This is a genomic window from Actinosynnema sp. NPDC004786, assembly GCF_053601135.1.
Genome location: NZ_JBSGBG010000057.1, coordinates 1 through 24617, shown reverse-complemented (window position 1 = coordinate 24617; position 24617 = coordinate 1). Strand labels below are relative to the sequence as shown.

20 protein-coding genes are annotated in these 24617 nt (G+C 72.2%); 11 read left to right on the top strand and 9 right to left on the bottom strand.

Annotated elements, in window-relative coordinates; translation table 11 throughout:
- Positions 1-11 precede the first annotated feature (11 nt).
- The 5 genes from ACWEFJ_RS34475 to ACWEFJ_RS34455 all read left to right on the top strand — a co-directional run bounded on the left by ACWEFJ_RS34475 (position 12) and on the right by ACWEFJ_RS34455 (position 5865).
- Complete coding sequence (locus tag ACWEFJ_RS34475) at positions 12-1169, top strand: aromatic ring-hydroxylating dioxygenase subunit alpha (protein WP_449716320.1); 1158 nt, start codon at positions 12-14, stop codon at positions 1167-1169.
- Entirely contained in the window at positions 1166-1384 is a 219-nt protein-coding gene (locus ACWEFJ_RS34470; protein WP_378090349.1) for a hypothetical protein, read from the top strand. Before ACWEFJ_RS34475 ends, ACWEFJ_RS34470 begins: the two co-directional genes overlap by 4 nt.
- A gap of 12 nt (positions 1385-1396) precedes the next feature.
- Positions 1397-2341 carry a PDR/VanB family oxidoreductase gene (locus tag ACWEFJ_RS34465; RefSeq protein ID WP_449716319.1) on the top strand — a complete coding sequence of 315 codons (945 nt, stop codon included), beginning with the start codon at positions 1397-1399 and terminating at the stop codon, positions 2339-2341.
- Between the two features lie 239 nt (positions 2342-2580).
- The gene (locus tag ACWEFJ_RS34460) at positions 2581-5265 is read left to right on the top strand and encodes an RICIN domain-containing protein (protein WP_378090353.1); all 2685 of its coding nucleotides are present in this window, start codon (positions 2581-2583) and stop codon (positions 5263-5265) included.
- Between the two features lie 168 nt (positions 5266-5433).
- Positions 5434-5865 carry a hypothetical protein gene (locus ACWEFJ_RS34455; RefSeq protein ID WP_449716318.1) on the top strand — a complete coding sequence of 144 codons (432 nt, stop codon included), beginning with the start codon at positions 5434-5436 and terminating at the stop codon, positions 5863-5865.
- 7 nt (positions 5866-5872) lie between these two features.
- Here the strand turns inward: ACWEFJ_RS34455 and ACWEFJ_RS34450 are convergent, their stop codons facing one another.
- The gene (locus ACWEFJ_RS34450; RefSeq protein WP_449716317.1) at positions 5873-6634 is read right to left on the bottom strand and encodes a S1 family peptidase; all 762 of its coding nucleotides are present in this window, start codon (positions 6632-6634) and stop codon (positions 5873-5875) included.
- 354 nt (positions 6635-6988) lie between these two features.
- On the opposite strand from ACWEFJ_RS34450, the gene ACWEFJ_RS34445 reads away from it, so the two are divergent.
- Entirely contained in the window at positions 6989-8071 is a 1083-nt protein-coding gene (locus ACWEFJ_RS34445; RefSeq protein WP_378090359.1) for a DUF3103 family protein, read from the top strand.
- Between the two features lie 19 nt (positions 8072-8090).
- On the opposite strand, the gene ACWEFJ_RS34440 is transcribed toward ACWEFJ_RS34445, so the two are convergent.
- On the bottom strand, positions 8091-9035 hold the full coding sequence (locus ACWEFJ_RS34440; protein ID WP_449716316.1) for an NADP-dependent oxidoreductase: 945 nt from the start codon (positions 9033-9035) through the stop codon (positions 8091-8093).
- 155 nt (positions 9036-9190) lie between these two features.
- On the opposite strand from ACWEFJ_RS34440, the gene ACWEFJ_RS34435 reads away from it, so the two are divergent.
- From ACWEFJ_RS34435 to ACWEFJ_RS34425, 3 genes are all read left to right on the top strand, one after another.
- Complete coding sequence (locus tag ACWEFJ_RS34435; RefSeq protein WP_449716315.1) at positions 9191-9694, top strand: MarR family winged helix-turn-helix transcriptional regulator; 504 nt, start codon at positions 9191-9193, stop codon at positions 9692-9694.
- A 318-nt stretch (positions 9695-10012) separates the two neighbouring features.
- On the top strand, positions 10013-11311 hold the full coding sequence (locus ACWEFJ_RS34430) for an alpha/beta hydrolase (RefSeq protein ID WP_449716314.1): 1299 nt from the start codon (positions 10013-10015) through the stop codon (positions 11309-11311).
- Positions 11308-13809 carry a bifunctional lysylphosphatidylglycerol flippase/synthetase MprF gene (locus ACWEFJ_RS34425; RefSeq protein WP_449716313.1) on the top strand — a complete coding sequence of 834 codons (2502 nt, stop codon included), beginning with the start codon at positions 11308-11310 and terminating at the stop codon, positions 13807-13809. The genes ACWEFJ_RS34430 and ACWEFJ_RS34425 overlap by 4 nt, the downstream gene beginning before the upstream one ends.
- A gap of 34 nt (positions 13810-13843) precedes the next feature.
- On the opposite strand, the gene ACWEFJ_RS34420 is transcribed toward ACWEFJ_RS34425, so the two are convergent.
- From ACWEFJ_RS34420 to ACWEFJ_RS34395, 6 genes are all read right to left on the bottom strand, one after another.
- Entirely contained in the window at positions 13844-15607 is a 1764-nt protein-coding gene (locus ACWEFJ_RS34420; protein WP_449716312.1) for a pyruvate dehydrogenase, read from the bottom strand.
- A gap of 75 nt (positions 15608-15682) precedes the next feature.
- On the bottom strand, positions 15683-16294 hold the full coding sequence (locus tag ACWEFJ_RS34415) for a DedA family protein (RefSeq protein WP_449716311.1): 612 nt from the start codon (positions 16292-16294) through the stop codon (positions 15683-15685).
- A 78-nt stretch (positions 16295-16372) separates the two neighbouring features.
- On the bottom strand, positions 16373-16702 hold the full coding sequence (locus tag ACWEFJ_RS34410; protein ID WP_449716310.1) for a hypothetical protein: 330 nt from the start codon (positions 16700-16702) through the stop codon (positions 16373-16375).
- Between the two features lie 220 nt (positions 16703-16922).
- The gene (locus ACWEFJ_RS34405; protein ID WP_449716309.1) at positions 16923-18086 is read right to left on the bottom strand and encodes an McrC family protein; all 1164 of its coding nucleotides are present in this window, start codon (positions 18084-18086) and stop codon (positions 16923-16925) included.
- Positions 18083-19393: an McrB family protein gene (locus ACWEFJ_RS34400; protein WP_449716308.1), complete on the bottom strand. Its 1311-nt coding sequence runs from the start codon at positions 19391-19393 to the stop codon at positions 18083-18085. The genes ACWEFJ_RS34405 and ACWEFJ_RS34400 overlap by 4 nt, the downstream gene beginning before the upstream one ends.
- A gap of 46 nt (positions 19394-19439) precedes the next feature.
- Positions 19440-20051 carry a hypothetical protein gene (locus tag ACWEFJ_RS34395; protein WP_449716307.1) on the bottom strand — a complete coding sequence of 204 codons (612 nt, stop codon included), beginning with the start codon at positions 20049-20051 and terminating at the stop codon, positions 19440-19442.
- Between the two features lie 88 nt (positions 20052-20139).
- Between ACWEFJ_RS34395 and ACWEFJ_RS34390 the strand changes: the two genes are divergently transcribed.
- Complete coding sequence (locus ACWEFJ_RS34390) at positions 20140-21090, top strand: hypothetical protein (protein WP_449716306.1); 951 nt, start codon at positions 20140-20142, stop codon at positions 21088-21090.
- Between the two features lie 230 nt (positions 21091-21320).
- Entirely contained in the window at positions 21321-23297 is a 1977-nt protein-coding gene (locus ACWEFJ_RS34385) for a carbamoyltransferase family protein (RefSeq protein ID WP_449716305.1), read from the top strand.
- Between the two features lie 12 nt (positions 23298-23309).
- On the opposite strand, the gene ACWEFJ_RS34380 is transcribed toward ACWEFJ_RS34385, so the two are convergent.
- On the bottom strand, positions 23310-24617 hold a 1308-nt coding region (locus tag ACWEFJ_RS34380; RefSeq protein WP_449716304.1), incomplete at its 5' end, for a hypothetical protein.

Sequence of the window (24617 nt, the reverse complement as noted above, 5' to 3'; positions counted from 1 at the left end):
GCTGTCCCATCATGACGTTCGCGCGCAACCAGTGGTACGTGGCCGCCTACGGCCGCGAGATCGGGCGTGAGCTGTTCGCCAGGACGATCCTCGGCGAGCCGCTGGTGTTCTACCGCAGCGAGGCGGGCGAGGTGGTCGCGCTCGCCGACCGGTGCGTGCACCGGCGCTACCCGCTCTCGGAGAGCCGGCTGGAGGGCGACACGATCGTCTGCGGCTACCACGGCTTCACCTACGACAAGACGGGCAGCTGCGTGTTCGTGCCGGGGCAGGCGCGCGTCCCGCGCACCGCCCGCGTGCCGTCCTACCCGGTGGTGGAGCAGGACTCGTTCGTCTGGGTGTGGATCGGCGAGCACGACCGGGCCGACCGGGCGCTGATCCCCCGCGCGCCGTGGCTCGCCGACCCCGGCTACACCACGGTCAGCGGGATGGAGCCCCTGGCGGCGCGGTACGAGCTGCTGGTGGACAACCTGATGGACCTCTCGCACGAGACCTACCTGCACGGCGGGTACATCGGCACGCCCGAGGTCGCGAACACGCCCATCACCACCGAGGTGGACGAGGACAACGGGATCATCTACGTCAGCCGGCACATGGCCGACGCCGCGTGCCCGCCGTTCTACGCCAAGTCGACCGGGATCGACGGCCGGATCACGCGCTGGCAGGACATCGAGTACCACCCGCCGTGCCTGTACCTGCTGCACAGCCGCGTGGCGCCGGTCGGCGTGCTGCCCGAGGCCGACGGCTCGGACCCGCACGGCTTCCACGTCGAGGTCGTCTACGCGATCACCCCGGAGACCGAGCACAGCACGCACGACTTCTGGGCCGTGGCGCGGGACTTCGCGCTGGACGACCAGGAGGTGTCGGACTTCCTGCGGGACAGCAACCGCACGGTGGTGCTCCAGGACGTCACCGCGCTCGACCTCCTGGAGCGGGTGATCCAGGCGGAGCCGGAGGGCTACCAGGAGCTGTCGATCAACATCGACACCGGCGGCCTGGCGGCCCGGCGCATCCTCAGGCGCATGGCGGCCGGCGCCACCGCACCCGCGAGTGCCGGCCCCGCGAACGGCGCTGTGCCGCCGAACGCCGCCGCGCCCGCGAGTGCCGCCGCGCCTCCGAGCGCCGCCGCGCCCGCGAACACCGCCGCGCCCGCGAACGCGTCCACGCGATGAGCGACCGGGTGGCGGTGCTGCGCGGCGACGCGGTCTACCGCGTCCACTGGGAGTTGGGCACCGACGTGCTGGTCGGCGTGTGCCACTGCGGGGCCGAGCACGACTCGGAGGACCCGGTGGAGCTGTGGGACTGGCTGCTCGCCCACCCGCGGGGCCACGAGCCGCGGGCCGCCGCGCCGCCGGCCGACCCGCGGCCGGTCCACGCCCACCTCTGAACAGGAGCCCCGATGACCGTGCCCACCGAGCCGCGCGCCCTGGTGGAGTTCGACGTCCTGGTACACCGCAGGGAGGTCGTCGCCGACGACGTCGTGCGCCTGACCCTGCGCCGCCCGCACGGCGAACCCGTGCCGGCCTGGGAACCGGGGGCCCACGTGGACCTGGTGCTCGGGCCGGACCTCGTGCGCCAGTACTCGCTGTGCGGCGACCCGGCGGACCGCTCGGTCCTCCAGGTCGCGGTCCAGCGCGAGCCGTCCGGTCGCGGCGGCTCCCGGCACGTGCACTCGACGCTCGCCGAGGGCGCCGCGGTGCGGGTTCGCGGACCGCGCAACAGGTTCCCGCTGGTGGCGGCGGACCGCTACCTGTTCGTCGCGGGCGGCATCGGCATCACGCCCCTCGTGCCCATGATCGCGGCCGTCGCGGCGCGCGGCGCGTCGTGGCGGCTGCTCTACGGAGGGCGGACGCGCTCGTCCATGGCCTTCGCCGGGGAGCTGCGCGACCGGTACGGCGACCGGGTGCTGCTGCGGCCGCAGGACGAGACCGGCCCGCTGGACCTGGACGCGTTCCTCCCGGCGGACGCCGAAACCTACTGCTGCGGACCGGAATCGCTGCTCGCGGCCGTCGAGCGACGCGTGCCCGCCCGCCTGCACGTCGAGCGCTTCACGTCCCGGGCGGACGCCGGCGGGGGAGCGTCGTTCGAGGTCGGGCTGGCGCGGTCGGGCCGGACGCTGCTCGTGCCGGAGGGCGCGTCGATCCTGGACGCGGTGGAGGCGGCCGGGGTCGCGGTGCTGTCCTCGTGCCGCGAGGGCACCTGCGGCACGTGCGAGACCGTTGTGCTGGAAGGGTTCCCGGACCACCGGGACTCCGTGCTGAACGACGACGAGCGGGCGGCCGGCGACGTGATGATGATCTGCGTGTCGCGGTCGCGCGGCCCCCGTCTCGTCCTCGACCTCTGACCTGTCGACCCGCCGGGCGTTGCTAAAATGAGCACGCTCATCCTTGACGCCGGGTGACCTTGCTGCTCTCATAGAGCCCGGAGTCGGTCGCCCACGCCTCCGCCCCTACCAGGGCAAACGTCATGCCCGCCGGTCAGTCGTCCGACCCGCGCACGGGTCGGTCCGGGACCGGATGAGTAGCACACATCGTGTGCTGCGGCGGGTATGCCCTCCCCGATCCGGAGCGAGAGGACGAGACGGTGACTTCAGCCCTCACCGCCACGAGGTTGTTGGCGGTCCTAGCGGTGTTTGTGTCCGCCGCGCTGCTGCCGGCCGTCGCCGACCCCGGCCGGGCCGCGGCCGCCACCCAGGCGACGTACTACGTGGCGCCCGACGGCAACGACGCCAACCCCGGCACGATCACCGCGCCGTTCCGGACGGTGCAGCGCGCGCGGGACGTGGTCCGCACGATCAACGCCAACATGACCGGCGACATCCTCGTGTACCTCCGGGGCGGGAACTACCCCGTCACGAGCACCATCGCGTTCACGTCCAGCGATTCGGGCACGAACGGCCACCGGGTCGTGTACGCCGCGTACCAGGGCGAGACGCCGGTCCTGAACGCCGGCGTCCAGGTGACCGGGTGGACGCAGCACAGCGGCGACATCTGGAAGGCCCCGCTCAACCGGGACACCAAGCTGCGGGCGCTCTACGTCAACGACAAGCGGGCGTTCATGGCGTCGAAGACGGTGACCTCGCAGGGGTGCTACGGCACCTACACCATCACCGCGGGGCAGGCGCCGTGGGCGTGGGAGTCCGGCTCGCAGTGCGACGGGGCCAAGTACGCCCTGGGCGACCTGCCCGCGATCTCCCGCAACCAGGACGACCTCGAGATCGAGACGGGCACGACCTGGACCACCGCCATCGTCGGCGTCCGCCAGGTCACCACGAGCTCCGACGGGTCGGGCCGGGTGGCGTTGTTCCAGCAGCCGGGCGCGGCCATCGCCCAGGGCGCGTACAACGGCAACGCCCAGGTCGGCGGCAGCCACAAGCTCATGAACGCCTACGAGTTCCTGGACACCCCGGGCGAGTTCTACTTCGACCGGGCCGCCCGGACCGTGTACTACTACAAGGCCGCGTCGGAGAACATGGCGACCGCCTCGGTCCACGCGCCGAACAACGTCTCCACCGTGCTGCGCGTCGCCGGCACCTCCACGAGCGACCACGCGCGCAACATCACGTTCTCCGGGCTCACCGTCCAGCACTCGGACTGGAACCTGGTCACGGTGGCCGGTTCCGCGTTCAAGCAGGCGCAGCAGGGCAACCTCGGCAACACCGCCTACGCGCGGGGCAACTTCCACGTCTACTACTACCGCAACGTCGACGTGCCGCCGGGCATCGTCCAGATCGAGAACGCCGACGGCATCGCCCTGCACCGCAACCGGGTCCAGCACACCGGTGTGGACGGCATCTCCCTGGTCAACGACGTGCAGAACACGCAGCTGACGGGGAACCACACCAACGACATCGCCGGGTCCGCCATCGTCGTGGGCCACCCGCAGCACGTCTACATCGGGGACCACACCGCGACGAACCGCGAGAAGTACCCGGCCCAGGTCGAGGGCCTGCCGAAGAACATCCAGATCGAGAACAACTACCTCTACGACAGCGCCGTGCTGTTCAACGGGCACAGCCCGATCTCGGCGTACTTCGTCGACACCCTGACGGTGCGGCACAACCGGATCGAGAAGAGCCCGTGGTCGGGCATCACGCTCGGCTGGGGGTGGTGGAACTTCGACGGGTCGTCCGGCTCGATCGCCCCGAACCGGCCGACCACCACGGCGAAGAACAACAACATCAGCTTCAACCACATCATCGACACCGTGCAGCGCCTCAGCGACACGGCCCCGATCTACACGCTGGGCAGCCAGCCGGGGACCACGATCACCGACAACTACCTCCAGGGCGTCCCGGCGGGCCACAAGTACGGCCTGCACCCCGACGAGGGGTCGGCGTACATCACGTTCCGCGACAACGTCCTGAGCGTGGACAAGAACATCACCTGGATGATCAACTCGGACGACTTCGGGCGCAAGCACGACCTGAGCATCACCCAGACGTACGGGCCGATCAACAAGGTCTCCAACAAGAACCTGCCGAACAGCACGGTGCAGGACATCCTGACCTACGGCGACTACGTGTGGCCGGCGCCGGCCTACGGCATCGCGGTGAAGGCCGGGTTGGAGGACGAGTACCGGGACATCGTCCCGCGGAGCACGCTCGCGGCCCCGGACTACGCGCTGCCGGCCGGCACGTTCGTCGGCACGGGCGTCGCGTCGATCCCGATCCGCAGCACCGGCGACGCGACCAGGACGCTCTGGCTCGCGCCCCAGGGCACCACCGCCTTCGCGGTCGGCCCGACGATGACCAGGGCGGGCGGCGCCGCGACGTCCATCGACGTGCCGACCGCGTCCGGCGACTACCGGCTCTACGTCGTGGACGCGCAGGGCACCCGGTCGGCTGAGTCCAAGTCGGTCGTCCGGCGACAGGGCGGCAGCCAGCCGGTCGGCGGCACGATCGTCGGGGGCCAGTCCGGGCGGTGCCTCGACGTCGGCAGCACGACCAACGGCACGCAGGCCCAGCTGTGGGACTGCAACGGCGGCGCCAACCAGCGCTGGACGCACACCTCGGGCAAGCAGCTCCAGGTGAACGGCAAGTGCCTGGACGCCTCCAACCGGGGCACGACCAACGGCACCGCGGTGATCGTGTGGGACTGCAACGGCCAGGCGAACCAGCAGTGGAACGTCAACGCCAACGGCACCATCACCGGTGTGCAGTCCGGGCTGTGCCTGGACGCCAACGGCGGGGGCACGGCCAACGGGACCAAGATCATCCTGTGGTCCTGCAACGGCGGCCCCAACCAGCAGTGGAGCCTGCGCGCCTGACGGCGTCGGGATGAGGGCCTCCGCGTCCGGTGTGGAGCAGGCGGCGTCCACACCGGATGCGGGGGCACTCGCCGTCCGCTCGCCGGCAACCGATCGCGCCCCCGGCGCGTCACAGTGCTCGTGAATCGACAGGCACGCGCAAGGCGCTCGACCGCGACGGGACTCGTCGTGCTCGCCCTGATGGCCACCGGTTGCTCGACCGCCGTGACCGGCTCCGGCTCCGGGGCCACGACCACCGCGTCTTCCGCCACCACCCGGTCCTCCGCGGTCACCACCCCGTCCGACGTCGAACCCACCCCCGGGCCGGTGCCGACGGTGGACGAGGGCGCGCCCGCCGACTACTGCACCGACCCGTTCCCCGGCGCGCTGGGCAAGCCGATGCTCGCCGTCGTCGTGCACACCCCGTCCGGTCGGTTGACCTGCGACCGGGCCGCCGCCGTGCTGTTCGACTACTACGCCGAGCGGCGCGAGCCGACCGCCGGCCGGCCGCCGCTGGTGATCGGCACGATGACGTGCAACCAGGTCCCCGAACCGGCCCTGCCGCAGGTCGTGTGCGCGGACGAGGACGACTTGATCTACTCCATGTGGCCGCAGACCTGATCGGACGTCAGCCGGCGGTGGGCTCGGCGACCGGCGGGACGAACCGGGCGATCCAGTCCCGGTGCACCCAGGCGTCGGTGTAGACGTCCGGACCCGTCCGGCAGGACTTGGGGTTGCCGCGGCTCAGCGCGCCGAGCAGCACCCACCGGCCGCCGGGCAGGGGCCGGACGGCCGGGCCGCCGGAATCGCCCTGGCACGCGCCGCCGTCCCGGTCGTGCCGCTGCACGCAGAACTCGAGCCGCGGGTCGATGTCGCGGTCCCGGCACGCGACGGGGGACACGATCGAGGTGTCCAGCTCCTGGAGCCAGTGCGCGTCGCAGTCCCTGCCCTGGCAGACGTCGCCGAACCCGAGGATGCGCACCGGGCCGGGCCACCGACCGGCCCCGGCGATCCCGATCGGCGTGCCGGCGGCCGGCGCGGACAGTTCGAGCAGCGTCAGGTCGGCTCCGGTCGGCGGCGGCCCGTGGATCGCCTTCACCTGGACCAGGTGCGGCCGGAACGGGTCGGGTTCGAGCGATACCTGGAGGTCCGGGGCCGTCGCGTCCTTGACGCAGTGCCGTGCCGTCAGCACCCAGCGCGGGTCCAGCAACGACCCGCTGCAGAACGCGCCCGGGAACTCGAACGCGTGCAGCGAAGCGACGAAGCCGTGCGGTTCCGTCGCGTCACGCCCCCCGACGATGCGGTCGTCCGCCTGCCCGACCGCGGGCCACCCGGCCACCAGGACGGCCAGCACGGCGACCACGACCCGAACTCTCGTCAACGTCCTCATACCCGGCGACGATCCGGCGGACCGGGCGGCCCGGCCAGGCCGACGCCACAACACCACCGCGCCGGGTGAACCCCGCCCACCCGGCCAGGCGACCCCGGCGCGACCGCCGGGCACCGTGCCGGGTGACCGGCCGTCGGTCCGCGCGGCGGTGCGAGGGGAGGGCGTGCGAGGGGAGGGCGTCCGAGGGGAGGGCGGTGGCGGGCCCGGTCCGATCACCCGGTCGGACCGGCTTCGGGTGCGTCGGCGCGAGGTGCGGGGTCGGCCGTTGACAAGGGACGGCGCGAGTTCGTGTAATTCTTTCAGATTTTACTCTCCCCGCTCACCCCTGCACGCCCTGTAACGGGAGGTAGGCCCATGTCCCTGTCGCGCCGTACCCGGATCGTGGTGTCGACGCTCGGCGCCTGGGCGGTCGCCGCCGGCCTGGCGACCGCGCCGGCCCACGCCGAGGCCGCCACCGCCCCCGCCGGCTCGGTCGCCGCGGTCACCGACCACCTCGCCGCGCGACTGGCGGGCGAGTTCGCCGACGACGCCCGGCGCGCCGGCCTGCTGTCCGCCTCCGCCGACCCCGTGCCCCTGGCCCGCGCCGCCGGGGACACCGCGCTCGGCCGGGCCGTGCGCGACGCCGACCGGGCGGTCCTGTCCGCCAAGGGCCTGCCGCAGGACGGCACGTCCCTGCTCACGGTCCGCCTCGCGCACCCCGACATGGCCGCCGCGCTGCGCCGCGGCGTCGCGCCGCTCGTCGCCGCCTCCACCACCGACGACGACGCGACGACCGTGACCGCCTACGACCGCGCGGGCCGCCGGGTGGCGCTGCCCGCCGACCGGGTGCCGACCCGCCCGGTGTACCTGGTCGAGGTCGACACCGCGACCGCCCTGGCCAAGGGCTCCGAAGTGCTGCGCTCGACCCTGGCGCGGCGCGGCCTGGCGCCCGCCGTCACGGCCGCGTCCGGCTACTGGGCCACGCAGCTCACGTCGATCCGCCTGGAGGACGACAAGGAGCCGTGGCACAAGGGCGGCGCGGAGATCTTCACCATCACCGCCGGGTTCGGCCTGGACGGCAAGGTCAAGGTCGACACCGTCCAGCTCCCGTACCTCGACGACGACGGCAAGACCTACTACCCCAACCAGCTCCTGGTCCACTTCTCGGACTACAAGTACAACCTCGCCGACATCGTCATGATGGAAGAGGACGGCGGCACCAACTACCGCGACCTCGCCCTCGCGCTCGCCCAGGCGCTGCTGACCATCGTCGACGGCGGCGCGTACATCCCGCTGGTCAACGCGATCCTCAACGCCCTGCCCGACAGCTGGTGGACCGACGACCCGGACTACGTCGACTCCTGGTACACCCTGTCCACCACGACGAGCGGCACCCTGCGCGGCGCGGCCGGCAACGGCACGATGACCGTCACCCCGTACTGGGTCGCGCCGCTGTAGCCCGGGGGAGCGCCCATCGTCAGGCGGTGGGCGGCAGGACGACGACCTTGCCGGACAGCGTGCCCGCGGTGGCCTCGACGTGCACCGCGGGCAGCTCGGCCAGCGGCACCCGCCGGGCCACGCCCACCCGCAGCTCACTGCGGTCGACCAGCGCCACGAGCAGGGACAGCTGCTCGGCGTCGCTGCGGACGAACAGGTCGATGCCCCGCACGCCGCGCTCCTCGTCGCTCGGCGCGGGCATCCACACCGTCGTGTTCACCAGGACACCGCCGGGGCGGATCAGCGTGACCAGCGCCGCCAGCGCCGCGGGCTCGACCGGCGCGAGGTTGAGCACCACGTCGACCGGCTCGGTCACCGCCGCGGTCACGTCCGCGGTGGTGTGGTCGACCACCTCGTCGGCCCCGGCCGCCCGGACCGCCTCGCGGCTGCGCGGCCCGGCCGTGGCGACGACGTGCGCGCCCGCCCGCTTGGCGAGCTGCACGGCGTAGCCGCCGACCGCCCCGCCCGCGCCGTTGACCAGCACGCGCTGCCCGGCGGTCAACCCGGCGTGGTCGAAGAGGGCCTGCCACGCGGTGAGGCCGACCAGCGGCAACGCGGCGGCGTCGGCCGGCGGGATGCTCGTCGGCGCCGCCGCCAGCACCTCGGCCGGGGCGAGGACGTACTCCGCGGCCGCGCCCGCCCCGGTCATCGGCAGGAAGCCGACGACCCGGTCGCCGACCGCGAAACCGGTCACGTCCGCGCCCACCGCGTCGACCTCGCCGGCCACGTCCAGGCCGGGCGTGTGCGGCAACGCCACGGGGATGGGGCCCTGCATGCGGCCGGCGCGGATGTTGCCGTCGACGGGGTTGAACGACGTCGCGGTGACCCGGACGCGGACCTGCCCCGCGCCGGGGACCGGCACCTCCACGTCCTCGTACCGCAGGACGTCGGGGTCGCCGTACTCGTGGAAACGCACTGCCTTCATCACGGTCGCACCTTCGCTCGGCTGTTGCTTCGAATTCGAAGCACTGACGACGACGCTACATGTGCTTCGAATTCGAAGCAAGTGACGTGCGGCACTGCCCCGAGGGCCTGGCGGAGGTGTAGGCTCCTTCGAATTCGAAGCAGTAGACTGCCGCCATGCCGGACCCGTCGCCGTCCCTCGACCCCGTCCAGCTCGGCGCCTACTTCGACCTCATCGAGGTGACGAGCCTGCTCCGGCACGCGGTCGAGCAGCAGTTGCGCGAGGCCGGCGACCTCAGCTACGTGCAGTTCCAACTCCTGGCCCGGCTCGGCGACTCGCCCACGGGCAGCCACCGCATGACCGACCTGGCCGACGGCGTCGTCTACAGCCGCAGCGGCCTGACCTACCAGGCGGGCCTGCTGGAGAAGGCGGGCCTGGTCGTGCGCGCCCTCTCCCCGGACGACGAGCGCGGCGTCACGGTCACCATCACCGACGCCGGACGGGCGCGGCTCGCGCAGGTGCTCCCCGGCCACGTCGAGGTCGTCCGGGGCCTGCTCTTCGAGCCGCTGTCGGCCGACGACGTCACGACCCTCGCCCGCCTGCTCGCGCCGGTCCGCGACCACATGCGCTCGACGCCGCCCCGCTCCGCGGCGCCCCGCCGCCGCAAGGACCGGGCCTGACCCGCGCTGGCCCGGCCCGGCGCGAATTCCCGCAGTGCCGCACGCGGCGGTGAAGCGCCCGTGGTGGGAAGTCGTCGCCGTCGGTGGTTCCGTTGTCCGGCCGGCGCGTTCCGGACCGCGCGCGGATACTCCCTCCACCCCGCGAACGCGAATTCGTAATATCGGTCCCAAGCGCCGGTAAGGGAGTGGTCGAGCCGGAAAATACGGTGTTCCCGCAGGTCGGCACGTCAGGTTGACGCACCACCGGTCCGGGGGTAAATCTCCAGGGAGGGCGTCGATCCGGCGTGAACCTGAAGATTTCCTGATGAACGGACCACATTGCCCAGCCCACTGGACCTGTCCCTGATAAAAGGGCCGATCCCCGTCGCGGCCACCGCCGCCGGCGTGCTCGCGTTGCTGTCGCTGACCATCCGGAAGAACCGGACGTGGTGGACGCGGGTCGTCCCGGTCGTGGTGCTCGCGTGCGCGGCGTCCGTGGCGGGGCTCGCGTTCGTCGTCGACCACGTGTGGAAGCCGTGGCCGGAGCCGCTGCCCCCGGTGCTGACGGCGTGGGCGGGCGCGGTGCTGGCGGCGGCGTGCCTGGCGGCCGCGCGGCTGCGTGCCGGGCGCTGGACCTCGCGGGTGCTGAGCGTGGGGCTGGTGGTCGTCGTGGCGGCGGGCGCGGTGACGGCGGCGAACGCGTTCTTCGGCTTCTACCCCACGGCACGGGCGGTGCTCGACGTGCTGGCGGACAGCCAGGTGGACCTGGACGAGGCCGCGCCGCCGGCGTCGAGCGTGGTGGAAGTGCCCGAGGGCGGCAAGCTCGCCGACGTCTGGGCGAGGCCCGCCGACCTGCCGGACAAGGGCACGGTGTCCGAGGTCGCCATCCCCGGCGGGTTCCGGGCGCGCCCGGCGTGGATCTACCTGCCGCCCGCGTACGCGGCGACGCCCCGCCCCCGGCTGCCGGTCGTGGTGCTGCTCGCCGGCCAGCCGGGGTCGCCGCGCGACTGGTTCGACGCGGGCCGGCTCGCGGACAACATGGACGCGTTCGCGCGCGGGCACGACGGGCTGGCGCCGATCGTGGTCGTGCCCGACCAGCTCGGCGCGGAGACGGCGAACCCGATGTGCCTGGACTCGGACCTCGGGCGGGTGGAGACCTACCTGACCCGCGAGGTGCCCGCGTGGATCAGGCAGCGGCTGACGGTGGACGACCGCCGCGACGCCTGGACCGTCGCGGGCCTGTCCCAGGGCGGCACGTGCGCCCTGCAGTTCGCCGTGCGCGCGCCGGACGTGTACGGGAACTTCATCGACCTGTCCGGCCAGCGCGAACCCACGCTGGGCACGCGCGGGGAGACGGTCAAGGCCGCGTTCGGCGGCGACGAGGCGGCGTTCACCCGCGTCAACCCGATGGACGTCCTGGCCCGCGAGCGGTTCCCGCGCACCGCGGGCGTGATCGTCGCGGGCGCCGGCGACGCGACCTACCGCCAGGGGGACGCCGAGGTGTTCGACGCGTGCCGCCGGGCCGGCATGGACGTGCGGTGGCGGGAGCTGCCGGGCGGGCACGACTGGACCGTCTGGCGACCGGGCCTCTACGACTCCCTGCCGTGGCTGGCCGAGCGGACGGGGCTGAGCAGGTGACCGCGCGACCGCACCACGCGACGGCCGTCCCCGGCGGGCCGACCGCGCTCGTCCGCGCCGTGCGCCGGGCCGGCCGGCTGGTCGGCCGCCTGGTCCGGACCGCGCCCCTGACGTGCGCCGCCCTCGTCGCGTTCTGGGCCGTCGGCGTGGCGACCGGCGCGCCGGACCACCCGAACGACGAGCTGATCGCCCGCATCGGCTTCGGCACGGACAGCCCGCTGTGGACCGCGTTCTCCTCGGCGCTGTGGGCGATGGACCTGACGGGCTACCTGGCGACCACCGCGTTGCTGCTCGTCTTCGGCACGCTCGCCGAACGCGAACTCGGGGCCGCGCGCACCGCGCTGATCTTCCTCGCCTCCCACCTGGTCGGCGTGTTCCTCGGCTCCGGGGTGGTGCTGCTGGGCAGCGACATGGGCTGGTCGTGGCTCGACTCGCTGGTGGGGTCGGTCGCGGCCGGGCCGTCGTTCGGCGGGGTCGGCCTCGCGCTGGCGCTGACGTTCCGGATGCCGGTGCTGTGGCGTCGTCGCGTCCGGCTCATCACCGGCCTGTCGGTGCTGGTGCTCGCCCTGTACTCGGGGTGGCTGGAGGACCTGCTGCGGCTGTCCGCCGGCGTGATCGGGCTGCTCATCGGCCTGGTGTTCCTGCGCGGCGACGCCGCCCGCGAGCCCCGGACGACGGCCGAGACGCGAGTCCTCGTCGCGCTCCTGGTCGCCGCGTCGGCGCTCGGGCCGGTCGTGGTGCTGATGTCGCCGTCCCCCAACGGCCCGCTGTCGTGGTACTCCGACGTGGTCGCCGTCGCGCAGCCGGCGCAGGAGGACGTGGACGTGGTGTGCGGCTCGGGCGCGGTCGAGTTGTGCCGGACGATGGTGATCCAGATGTCCTACGGGCGGCTCCCGGCACTGGTGATGTCGCTGCTGCCGGCCATGCTGCTGCTCGTGCTCGCGGAGGGGCTGCGGCGCGGGCGGAGGTTCGCGTGGTGGTCGGCGCTGGTGTGCAACGTGGGGCACGCGGCGTTCATCGGCTGGTACGTCGTGGGCGCCGCGCAGATCCCGGACATCGGCGGGTTGGAGGTCGTGTTCTCCTACGGCGTCCCGATCCTGGGGCCGCTGGCCATCACCCTCGTGCTGCTGGTGACGCGGAAGCGGTTCACCGTGACGCTGCCCCGGGCCGTGATCCGGAGGTTCTGGCGGTTCACGCTCGGCTGCGTCGGGTCGCTGTCGGCGCTGTACGTCTTCGGCGGGTACCTGGTGCGCGACCAGTTCGTGCCCGAACCGGGGTTCGCGCAGCTCCTCGCGGACCTGCCCAAGCGCTTCCTGCCGCCCGGCTACCTGCTCGGGCTGGTCCCGCTGGAGTTCGAGGCGGACGGGTTCGCCGGCTCGCTGCTGTTCGAGTACACGGGCGTCGTGTTCTGGCTGATCGTGCTGGTGGGCCTGCTGATGGCGTCGTGGCGGGCGTGGCCGTCGTCGTCGGAGGAGCGCGCGGCCCGCGCCCGGGAGCTGATGCGGCGGCACGGCGGTTCGTCGCTGTCGTACATGACGACGTGGCCCGGCAACCAGTACTGGTTCACCCCGGACGGCGAGACCGCGATCGCCTACCGGGTGGTGGCGACGATCGCGCTGACCGTCGGCGACCCGATCGGGCCGGCGCGGATCGAGGCCGTGCGCGGGTTCGCCGAGTTCTGCCAGGAGAACGGCTGGACGCCGTGCCTGTACAGCGTGGGCGCCGACACGAGGGCGATGGCGGAGAGCCTGGGCTGGTCGGCGGTGCAGGTCGCCGAGGACACCGTGATCGAGCTGGACACGCTCGCCTTCACCGGCAAGAAGTGGCAGGACGTGCGCACCGCCCTGAACAAGGCCGCCAAGGCCGGCATCACCGCCGAGTGGTGCGCCTACGCGGACGCGCCGTACGCCATCACCGACCAGATCCGCTCCATCTCGGCGGAGTGGGTGGCCGACAAGGGCCTGCCGGAGATGGGCTTCACCCTCGGCGGCATCGAGCAGCTCACCGGCGACGGCGTGCGCTGCCTGCTCGCGATCGACCGCGACCGCACCGTGCACGGCATCACCAGCTGGCTGCCGGTGTACGCGGGCGGCGAGGTCGTCGGCTACACGCTCGACTTCATGCGTCGCCGCGCCAACGGCTTCCGCGGTTCCATGGAGTTCCTGATCGCCTCGGCGGCCCTGGCGCTCAAGGCCGAGGGCGTGCGGTTCCTCAGCCTCTCCGGCGCGCCGCTCGCCCGCCTGGACCGCGGCGAACGCCCGCGCGCGCTGCAACGGGTGCTCGACCTCACCGGGCAGGTCCTGGAGCCGGTCTACGGGTTCCGCTCGCTGTTCGCGTTCAAGGCGAAGTTCCAGCCGACCTACCGGCCGATGTTCATGGCCTACCCCGACTCGGCGGCGCTGCCGCGCATCGCGAACGCGGTCAGCCGCGCCTACCTGCCCCACCTCAACGTCCGGCAGGGCGTCCGCCTCGCCACCAGGATGATCACCCGCTCGTGACCCCTCCGCCGGCCCGGCGACCGCGCCGGGTCCGTCATCCGCGTGGTCGGGACGCGCCCGCCGGGCGCGGGATGTTGCGCAGGTTGGTCCGCGCGAGCTGGAGCATGCGGCCGACCCCGCCGTCGAGGACGATCCGGGTCGTGGCGAGCGCGAACCCCTTCACCTGCTCGCCGGTGACGCGCGGGGGCATCGACAGCGCGTTCGGGTCGGTCACGAGGTCGAGCAGCGCGGGACCGGGGTGGGCGAGCACGTCCTGGAGCCCCGCGCGGACGTCGTTCGGCTGCTCCACCCGCAGCGCGTAGATGCCCGCGGCCTGGGCGATCGCGGCGTAGTCGACGGGCGCGTGGTCGGTGCCGTAGTCCGGCAGCCCGTCGACCAGCATCTCCAGCTTCACCATGCCGAGCGAGGAGTTGTTGAAGGTGATGATCTTCACGGGCAGCCGGTGCAGCGCGACCGTCAACAGCTCGCCCATCAGCATGCCGAGGCCGCCGTCGCCGGACATCGCGATCACCTGCCGGCCGGGGTGGGCGAGCTGCGCGCCGATGGCGTGCGGCAGGGCGTTGGCCATGCTGCCGTGGACGAACGAGCCGATCACGCGCCGGCGGCCGTTGGGCATGACGTACCGGGCGGCCCAGACGTTGCACATCCCGGTGTCCACGGTGAACACGGCGTCGTCGTCGGCGACCTCGTCCAGCACGCGTGCGGCGTACTCGGGGTGGATCGGCAGGTGGTGCTCGATGTCGTGGGTGTAGGCGTCCACGACCTGTTCGAGCGACTGGGCGTGGCGCTGGAGCATGCGGTCGAGGAACGACCGGTTGGTCTTCTCCGCCACCAGCGGCAGCACCGCCCGCAGCGTCGCGGCGACGTCGCCGTGGACGCCCAGCTCCAGCGGCGTGCGCCTGCCCAACCGCGAGGCGTCGTGGTCCACCTGGACGGTGCGGGAGCCCGGCAGGAAGCCGTCGTACGGGAAGTCGGTGCCCAGCAGGAGCAGCAGGTCGGCCTCGTGCGTGGCCTGGTAGCACGCGCCGTACCCGAGCAGGCCGCTCATGCCCACGTCGTACGGGTTGTCGTACTGGATCCACTCCTTGCCGCGCAGCGAGTGGCCGATCGGGCTCTTGAGCCGGTCGGCGAGCCGCATCACCTCGGCGTGCGCGCCCCGCGTCCCGGCCCCGCAGAACAACGTCACGGTCCGGGCCGCGTCGAGCCGTTCGGCGAGTGCGCGGACCTGGTCGTCGGGCGGCACGACGGCCCCGGCGGTCACCGCGGGGGCGCCGTCCCCGGTCGGGTGGACGGCCCGCTCGCGCAGGACGTCACCCGGCGCCACGAGCACCGCGACCCCGCCCCGGCCGAGCGCGTGGCGCATCGCGACGCGCACCAGCCTGGGCATCTGCGCGGGCTGGGTGACCATCTCGCAGAAGTGGCTGCAGTCGACGAACAGCCGTTCGGGGTGCGTCTCCTGGAAGAAGCCGGTGCCGATCTGCCCGGAGTCGATGTGCGAGGCGATGGCGAGCACCGGCGCGCCGCTGCGGTGGGCGTCGTACAGGCCCTGGAGCAGGTGCGTGTTGCCGGGGCCGCAGCTGCCCGCGCACACCGCGAGCCGGCCCGTCACCTGCGCCTCGGCGGCGGCCGCGAACGCGCCCGCCTCCTCGTTGCGCACGTGCACCCACTCGATGCCGTCGGTGCGCCGGATCGCGTCCACCACCGGGTTGAGGCTGTCGCCGACCACCCCGTACACGTGTTCGACCCCGGCCTGCCGGAGGACGTCGATCAACTGCCGGGCCAGGGTCGGGGCCACCATCGCCAGCTCCCATCCGCGTTCGGGCGAACCAGGGCCAGGCTCCCACCGGACCCGGCCGGGCGCAGCGCGACCGCGTCACGCGGAGGACCGCCGGGCACGCCGGCGGCGGAGCAGGAGATAGCCCACGAGGACGACCGCGATCAGGACGAGCGGCCCGTACGCGAGGTAGCGGCCCACCGCGGTGAGCGAGGCGGAGAACCCGTAGCCGAGCAGCACGCAGCCCGCGCCCCAGACCACCGCGCCGGTGAGGTTCCACGGCAGGAAGGTGCGCAGGTACGGCATGCGGGCCATGCCCGCCATGGTCGGGGTGAGCGCCCGCAGGACGGCGGTGAACCGGCCGAGCAGCACCGCCCTGCCGCCCTGCCGGCGCAGGAACTCGTCGGCCCGCCGCCAGCGGTGCTCGCCGACCCGGCGGCCGGGCCCGGACGCGCGCAGCCCGGGGCCGAACCGGCGACCCACATCGTACCCGACGCTGTCGCCGAGTGCCGCCGCCCCGACCGCCACGACCACCATCACCCACAGCTCGATCCAGCCCTGGTGCGCCGCGAACCCGGCCACCAGCAACGCCGCCTCGCCGGGCAGCACCAACCCGACCATGATCGCCGCCTCGGCAAACGCGAGCCCGCCCGCGACGAGGTAGAACCAGGCGCCGGCCTGCTCGCCGATCCGGCGCAGCGTCTCGAGCACCGCGCGCACCCTTCCGTCGACCGGACCACCTCGCGAGGTCCGATTCTCGTCCACACCGCCCCCCCACCGCACCCGCGATCACCACCCGTTCACGGCTCGGCGTCCGGTCAGCGCGTGATCGTCCGCGATGCCACCCGGTCCTGGGAGCTCTTCGGCCCGGCGTCGAAGTACCTGCGGGTCCACGTCGCCACGTTCCTCGGACGGCGTCAAACGCAGTGCCGCGACCAGACGGGCCGAGGTCAGGCCGTCCGGCGCCGACGTTGTCGGCGCCGCCCACATCCCGCCATTCGACTCCACCGTGCGTGTGGTGTCCGCCAGGTCGCACGCCGCGTCCGTCGCGGTGTTCTTCACCAGTCCGCTGGCGGCGCTGGCGTCGGTGCATCTGATTGACACCAGGCGTTCGGCCATCGGGCCGTCCGCGCCCACCGCCCGCCCAGGTCCTCTTGACGCCTGCGCCATGCCATGGTTCGCAACCATAATAACTTCAGTGATGACTATATCATTCTAGCGTGAGAACGCTCTGCAACCTCTCGTGGGGATTCGCGGGCCACGCCTCGACCCTGTCTCTGGGTAAAGCCGTCACACGTTCCTATGCGGTGACAGCTACCGGTATTCTCGACAGGTTGAATCAAGAACTAGCGTCCTGGGCCAGTCGTTCGATCTGAGCGATCAACTCCTGCGGTGGAACTCCGAGGTCAAGGGCGTAGGTGGTGATCGTGACGGGCGAGTTGAGGACGCGGTGAGGTGTTGCGTTGGCGGAGTCACCTGCGTATATGAGCCAGGCGCGGTTGACGCGTAGCGCGGTGCAGTAGGCCAGCACCTGGTAGAGATCGGTGTTCGGGTATCGCCTGGAGGTGCTTTCCAGCTTGTACTTCGCGTCGACGATGACTCTCGGGGTTCCGTTCACCAGGTGCACGACATCGACGTTCATGGAGATCGCGCCCGCAGCGTCGAGCTTGGCCGGGTACTGACGTTCGGTCCGGCCTGGACCGCGGCTCCACGCCTCGGTCAGCGCGGTGGTCACGAAGTCCTCGAAGACCTTCTCCATGTTGACGACGAACGAGGCGATGGACAGACCGTCCCGGCCCACCTCGAACGAGAGTGTGTCCAGCACGAGCTGGGCGATCCGCAGCGCGGCGTGGTAGCGGGCATTGAGGCGGTGCGCTCGCCACTGCGGTCGTGGTGCTCCGTGTGCCGACAGAGAGACGCCCGTGAGACGGTTGAACAGGTGGCGCAGCCGGGTCCGGATCTTCGGATCGACTTGGGGTAGCGAGAGCATGCGGCCGATCGCAGCCCTCAGTAGGCGGTTCTCGGGAATGTCGACGGTGAACTCATCGTGGGTGATCTCCACCGGAATCAGGCGGCCGGGTCGCCTGGTGATCTGGTCGCCGACTCGGATTCGCCCGCGGACGACGGTGCTGGTGGAGTTCTCGGTGGTATAGCCGAGCAGCACACCGCGGGCCAGGGCTCGTTCGACGTTGCGGCACAGGGTTTCCGCGACGATCGCCCACAGCCCGTCGGCCTCAATGCCTTCCACGTTCTCGGGTCGGAAACCGGGGTGCAAGGCATACCCCAGCATGAAAAGCAGGCGAGGGATGCTGACCTTCGGCGTCACGACGACATCGAGCCCGTGCGCGTGCACAGCACCGACTCGCTTGGTCTTGGGCACGAGCCGGTGGGCGGTACCGTCCGGCCGAACCTCGACCAGGTTGCTGTCCCGCAGACAAGTGACCTGTGCGGGAGTGAGCGAAGCCGTCGTGCCGGTGTGGTCGTTCTCCCTGAGGATGATCACGGGCGGTTCCGGATGGCGTCGAGACCGAAGGTCTCATGCACCTGTCGACGTGACTTGCTTTCGTAGAAGTGCTCTTCGAGCAGTGGCAGGATGGAGTGCTCCCAGACGAGGTCCAGTCCGTGGTCCGCGTCCGGTTTCATCAGGTAGGCCGGGCCGATCTTGAACTCGTGGTCGTCGCCGATCGCCTGGTTGAGCTTGTCGAGCAGTGAGGCCCGCCCGTCGTTCTTGCCGTTCGCCTCGGCCCAGCGCGACAGGACAGCATTGACCGGTGGGTGGTCAGGGTGGAGCTCGAAGAAGGCGAATCGGCGCCGCATGGCGGCGTCCACGAGGGCGATCGAGCGGTCGGCGGTATTCATCGTTCCGATGATGAAGACGTTCGCGGGCATCTTGAACCGGGCGCCGGGGGAGTACTGGAGGTCGATCGCCTCCTCACGGTACTCCAACAGGAAGTACAGTTCGCCGAAGACCTTCGGCAGGTTCGCCCGGTTGATCTCGTCGATGATCAGCACGTACGGGCGACCCTTGTCGGCCTCCGCATCGGAGGCCAGCCGACGCAGCGGACCGTGCACCAGGTCGAACGCGGCGACCCCTGCCTCAAGACGTGGCCGGAACCCCTCGAAGAAGTCCTCGTAGGTGTACGACGGGTGGAACTGAACCAGACGGATCGCATCGGGGTCGGTCACATGTCGCGCCAGCTCACGTGCCACGTGGGTCTTTCCGGTGCCGGGTGGCCCGTAGAGGACGATCTGCTTGCGGTGTTGCAACAGGGTGACGACCTTCTGCAGCCAGGTCTGGTCGAAGTGCAGTCGATCGGCGAGTGCGCGGGTCACCACAGGCAACTCCACCCCGCCGGCGGGCTGCGCGGAGGGCTGTGACAGATCCGCAGCCAGCCTCGTCGCGTCGCGCGCACTGTACCCGGGAACCCGTAGCCGGAGACGGATCTGCTTGGTGGAGTTCCGACCGGTCGAGTTGCTGATCTTGCCCTGTGCGCTGCTCAACTTCCTTCGGAACTCTTCGATGTCTGCCAGGTCCGCCAGTGCGACAGGTGCATCCAGGATCGTTCGCTCGGCTTCGGGCAGGTCCTGAACGCTGCTGGAATCGACGATCCCGCCGACCAGTACCGCGTCGTGGTCGCGAAGTCTGCTGAGCAGCAGTTCAAGCGTCCGGTTGTACTGGGGGTTGCGGCCGTTCGGCCTTCCGGCGGACCTGCCACTCGCGCTCTTCATGATCAACGCGAGTCCATCACCGTCGGCCTCGATCTCGAAGTCCGCGTCGAGTGCCTCACCCGTGTCATCTGTCGCCTGCACGCGTTGATTATCGCTGGCGAGCGCGACGCGGTTGCGGCCCGAACGACTACCCGACCCGCGTGAAGTCGGTCATCGGGACGCCGCCGGTCGCGCCCGGGCCCACGCGGAGCACGCGGTCCAGGTTGGCGGACAGCAGGTCGTCGTGGGACAGGGCGAAGTCGCCGTTGGGGATGCGGCCGTAGTCGTACCGCACGCCCAGCACCGCGTCGGGCAGGAACGCGCGCAGCTTGTGCCGCGTGGTGGGGGAGTAGTCGACCGGTGAGCCCTGGTCGCTGCCGAACAGCAGCCAGTGGTTCGGGTGGACCCAGTCGTCCGCCCTGGGCGCGTCACCGGTGTGGCTGTCGAGCGCGGGCAGGACCAGCACGTCCGGGTCGGTCGGCCGGTACCACAGCAACAGCGGTTTCGCGCGCAGCGCCTCCGCGTTGTCGAAGCAGCACCCGTCGCGCCCCACCGGGATGAAGTGCCCGGCGGTCAGCCCGGTCGCCGGCCGGTGCAGCACCATCGAGTTCGGGCCGGGCTCGAGGTTCACCGCCGTGTTCTGGTACCCCGGCACCTCGATGCGGCCGTGGTCGGGGTGGTCGCAACGGCCCGCGTACAGCACGGTGCCGCTGAAGTCGGCGTGATCGCTCGAGACGCACACCCGGCCGACTCCAACCACCCGACGGCAGGGTAACGGGGCCGTCACGGAAGGCGATGGAGGGAGTGGGCGCCCGGCGGCGTCCGCGGTCGCGGGGATCGGGGGCGTCATGATCGTCGTCAACGGGGAAGAACGCGCCGTCGCGTCCCTGCTCGCGCTGCTCGGCGACGCGGCGGGGTTGGCGCTCGACGGCGGCGACCCGGTCACGGCGACCCGCGCGGACGGCGAGCCGAGGTCGCCGAGGCTGCGTGCCGCGCTGGAGGAGATGGCCGCCGAGTCGCGGCGCACGGCGCGGGTCGCGGTGAGCGGGCAGCGCAACGTCCACTTCGGGATCTTCGGGTCGAGCCAGCGGCTCAACGTGGTCAACCTCCTGGGTGTGGAGGAGGACGTGCCGGGGCTGGGCGTCGTGATCGCGATCCACGAGGTGTGGGAGAACTACCGGGCCTGGCGGTCCGACGGGCGGCTCGGCGAGTACGGGCCCGCGCACGCCGCCGCGCTGGAGCTGGAGGCCCTGGTGGCCCACGAGCTGATCGGCGGGGCCGGTGGCCGGGTCGCCGCGGCGAGCACGGGCACCTGGCGCGCCCCCGCCTACGTGCTGGACCTGCAGGACCGGTTCGTCGTGCTCGACGCCCGCCCGGACGTCGAAGTCGCCGCGCACGGCCTGTTCCGCGCCTCGGTGCGCGACCGCGTCCCGTGCGGCACGGTCGACATCGACGGCGCGTTCCCGGTCGGTCGGCGGGTCGGGCAGGACGTCGTCCGGGACGCCGCCGAGCTGCTCCGCGAGAACCCCGCGGCGACGGCACGGGTCACCGCCCTGCACACCGACGGCGAACCCGCCGACACGTCCCGGCAACGCGCCGAGGCCGTGCGCAACGCCCTCGTCGTGGCCCTGGACGAGGACGGGTACGCCGAGGGGTCGGGCATCCTGCTGGACGAGGTCCGCGCCAAGGGCGTCGGCGCCGACCTCGGCGCACGCCGGTCCTGGGTCGACCCCGGGCGCGTCCGCAACGCGACGCCCGGGATCCGGGTCGCCGTGGCCACCCCCGCCTCCGCCGGCTGACCCCCTGGGCGACGGCCAAACCCCGAGACGGCGCGGCACAGCGCGCAGCCGGCCTCGCACGAAGTCACCGGGCGCTGCCCCGGCCGTCCCGGTTCCCGAACCTTCGGCTGGCCGTGCCGGCGGCGGAGCTGGGAGCGTGGAAACCGGTCTTCACCAGCGGGCGAGAGTGAAGTGGCCCCGGACCTCACGACCGAGTGGCACCGACACCCACGAGTGGAGTGGAATAGCGCATGCTGACGTTGGGCATCAGCGGACACTTCGACCTGTTACCGACGTTGTACCGGAGCTACATGCACGACGCCGCCGCCTGCCTGGTGGCCGACGGCGAACTCGTCGCCGCGGTCGAGGAGGAGCGGTTCAACCGGATCAAGAAGACCAACCGGTTCCCGACCGACGCCGTGCGGGCCTGCCTGGACCTGGCCGGCGTGCGACCGCAGGACGTGGACGCCGTCGGCTACTACTTCAACCAGGACCTGCTCGACCTCGGCCTGCGGAACTTCCAGGTCTCGTCGCCGACGTACCCGGTCGGCTCCGGCCGCGACCTCCTCCTGGACCGGCTGCGCACCCGGTTCGACTGGGACCTGCCCGCGGACCGGGTGGTGTTCATGCCGCACCACCTCGCGCACGCGTGGTCGTCGTTCGCCCGCTCGGGCATGGCGGACGCCCTGGTCGTCGTCATGGACGGCCGCGGCGAGGACGTCTCCACCACGATCTTCGCGGCCGGCGGCGGCGAGATGCGCGAGCTGCGGTCCTACCCGGTGCCGCACTCGCTCGGCCTGCTCTACCAGGACGCGATCGGCCACGTCGGCTACGGCTTCGGCGACGAGTACAAGGTCATGGGACTGGCGCCCTACGGCGACCCGGCGACCTACCGCGAGCAGTTCCGCAGTTTGTACGCGCTGCTGCCCGACGGCGACTACGAGCTGATCCCCGGCATGCCGGACATCAACCCGACCGTGGGCCCGTTCTACGAGATCGGGTTCCCGACCCGGATCGCCGGCGAACCGGTGACCCAGGAGCACAAGGACTTCGCCGCCGGCCTCCAGGAGATGCTGGAGACGATCGCCATGCACGTGATCACGCACTGGGCCCGCCGGACCGGCGCGACCAGGCTGTGCTTCACCGGCGGCGTCGCGCACAACAGCAGCCTCAACGGGCTGATCCTCCGTTCCGGCCTGTTCGAAGAGGTCTTCGTGCACCCGTCGGCCAACGACGCGGGCTCGGCGGAGGGCGCGGCCATCGTCGCCGCGCAACGCCTCGGCACGCCGCACACCCGGGTCGAGCGGCTGCGCAGCGCGAGCCTGGGCCCGGACCTCGGCACGCCCGAGGAGGTCGAACGGCAGTTGACGGCGTGGAGCGGGATCGTGGACGTCGAGCGGCCCGCCGACATCGTCGACGCGACCGCGCGGCTCCTCGCGGACGGCGCGGTCGTCGGCTGGGCGCACGGCCGGTCCGAGTTCGGGCCGCGCGCGCTGGGCAACCGCAGCATCCTGGCCGACGCCCGCCCGGTGGAGAACCGGGACCGGATCAACGCCATGGTGAAGAAGCGGGAGGGCTTCCGACCGTTCGCGCCCGCCGTCACGCCGGCCGACGCGGCGACGTACTTCGACCTCACCGGGACCGCCGCCGAACACGGGTTCATGTCGTTCGTGGTGCACGTGCACGAGGACCGGCGGGCCGAGCTGGGCGCGGTGACGCACGTGGACGGCACCGCGCGGGTCCAGGTCGTCTCGCCCGACGCCAACCCGAGGTTCCACCGGCTGATCACCCGGTTCGGCGAACTCACGGGCACGCCGGTGCTGCTCAACACGTCGTTCAACAACAACGCCGAGCCGATCGTGCAGACCGTGCACGACGCGGTGACCTGCTTCCTGACCACCGAGATCGACGTGCTGGTGGTCGAGGACTTCCTGGTCCGGCGGCGGGAACCGGTGCTCGGGGCACTGGACGACCTGGTGCCGGCGTTCCGGCCGGACACCCGGCTGCGGAAGGACTGGCGACCCGGCGACGAGGTGAGCGGCGAGATCTACCTGGACTTCTCGTTCGGCCCGTCCACCACCGTCTCGCCGGAGGTGTTCGAGCTGCTGGCCGCCGTGGACGGCAAGTCCACGATCGCCTCGCTGGCCGGCGAGCTGACCGACGAGGCCCGCGCCGAGGTCCTGTCCCTGTGGCAGCGGCGGTTCTTCAGCCTCGCGCCCGAGCGCTGACCCGCGACCGCCTCACGGGACCCGCCAGTACGTTTCCGCGACCACTTCGAGCACCCGGCCGCCGGGGGACTGCGCCCCCGGCACGGGCAACGCCTCGGTCAGCTCGACACCGCCGGGGAACCGGGACAGCAGCCGGGGCAGGGTGCGCAGGTGCAGGGCGTTGCCGAGGTCGACGTACTGCGGCTTGGCCGGGATCAGCCGGCGTTCGAGGAAGTCGGCGGGCAGGGACGCGGCGCCGGCGTCCACGAACACGTGCTCCGGCAGCCCGTGCCGGGCGCGCAACCGGGCCACCGCGGGCGCGACCGCCTCCTCCGCGCCCAGCTCCGGGGCCGCCGGGAAGTCCCACGAGCGCCGCGCCAGCACCACGTCGCGGTAGCGCAGCCCCCCGCGCCGCACCACCCCGCCGTCGGTCTCGCTCGACCGCAGCGCCTCCAGACCGACCCAGCCGCACGCGAGGTCGGTGTGCAGCGGGATGTACCGGTCCGGCAGCATCAGCGGCAACAGCAACCCGAGGTAGACCACGTCCAGCGGCTCGTCGCCGTGCAGCACCCTGACCTCGTCGGTGCGCGGGTCGTGCCGGACCCGGAGTTCGTCCACGGGCAGGTCGGCCCAGCGGGGGTCGTCGCCGATCTCGCGTGGGGCCAGGAGCGGGTGCAGGTTGGCGTTGAACCCGCGCAGCGGCCGGAATTGCGCGAACCGGTCGCCGAGCGAGCGGCGCAGCCGGGCGGCCACCGCGTCCGCCGCGCCGGGGAACCGGCGCAGGAACCGGCTGGTGAAGCGGCCGAAGCCGGGGTAGACGTGGTTGACCACGAGCCGCCCGTCCCGCGTGGGCTGCGCGAAGAACGCGTAGGATCCGGGACGGCGCAACCACTCCGGCACGTGCCGGGCGGCCTCCCGCACGAGGTCGTCGGACAGCACGCCGTCCGCGGCCACCGCCGCCGCGATCTTCGCGCGGGACTCCACCACCGCGACGACCGCAGGGTCGCGCATCGACTCCGCGTCGTTCTCGGCGTCGTGCGAGACGCCGGACAGGAACGCCGCGCACTCCGCCAACGACGCCGTGCCGCCGACGCCGACCGCCTTGACGAACCGGTTGCGCACCAGTCGGCGCAACAGCACGTGCTGGTCGAACAGGACGAGCAGCGGGGTGAGGCGGGTGAGGGTGTCGGTGCCCGTGGCGGGCACCCGCACCGGGTGCGGCAGGACGACGTCCTCCAGCACCGGCGCGATGCCGGACAGGTCGACGCCGACGTGGTCGCCGAGGTCGCGCCACCCCCGGGCGAGTTCGGCGGTGGCGGCGGCGCGGGCGGGCGGGTCGGC

Bases quoted from the DNA above. Each gene is read 5' to 3' on its own strand.
- ACWEFJ_RS34435 (WP_449716315.1), top strand. From the start codon at position 9,191: ATGCCGGACCCGTCGCCGTCCCTCGACCCCGTCCAGCTCGGCGCCTAC.
- ACWEFJ_RS34445 (WP_378090359.1), top strand. From the start codon at position 6,989: ATGTCCCTGTCGCGCCGTACCCGGATCGTGGTGTCGACGCTCGGCGCC.
- ACWEFJ_RS34475 (WP_449716320.1), top strand. From the start codon at position 12: ATGACGTTCGCGCGCAACCAGTGGTACGTGGCCGCCTACGGCCGCGAG.
- ACWEFJ_RS34385 (WP_449716305.1), top strand. From the start codon at position 21,321: ATGCTGACGTTGGGCATCAGCGGACACTTCGACCTGTTACCGACGTTG.
- ACWEFJ_RS34465 (WP_449716319.1), top strand. From the start codon at position 1,397: ATGACCGTGCCCACCGAGCCGCGCGCCCTGGTGGAGTTCGACGTCCTG.
- ACWEFJ_RS34390 (WP_449716306.1), top strand. From the start codon at position 20,140: ATGATCGTCGTCAACGGGGAAGAACGCGCCGTCGCGTCCCTGCTCGCG.
- ACWEFJ_RS34440 (WP_449716316.1), bottom strand. From the start codon at position 9,035: ATGAAGGCAGTGCGTTTCCACGAGTACGGCGACCCCGACGTCCTGCGG.
- ACWEFJ_RS34410 (WP_449716310.1), bottom strand. From the start codon at position 16,702: ATGGCCGAACGCCTGGTGTCAATCAGATGCACCGACGCCAGCGCCGCC.
- ACWEFJ_RS34450 (WP_449716317.1), bottom strand. From the start codon at position 6,634: ATGAGGACGTTGACGAGAGTTCGGGTCGTGGTCGCCGTGCTGGCCGTC.
- ACWEFJ_RS34420 (WP_449716312.1), bottom strand. From the start codon at position 15,607: ATGGTGGCCCCGACCCTGGCCCGGCAGTTGATCGACGTCCTCCGGCAG.
- ACWEFJ_RS34470 (WP_378090349.1), top strand. From the start codon at position 1,166: ATGAGCGACCGGGTGGCGGTGCTGCGCGGCGACGCGGTCTACCGCGTC.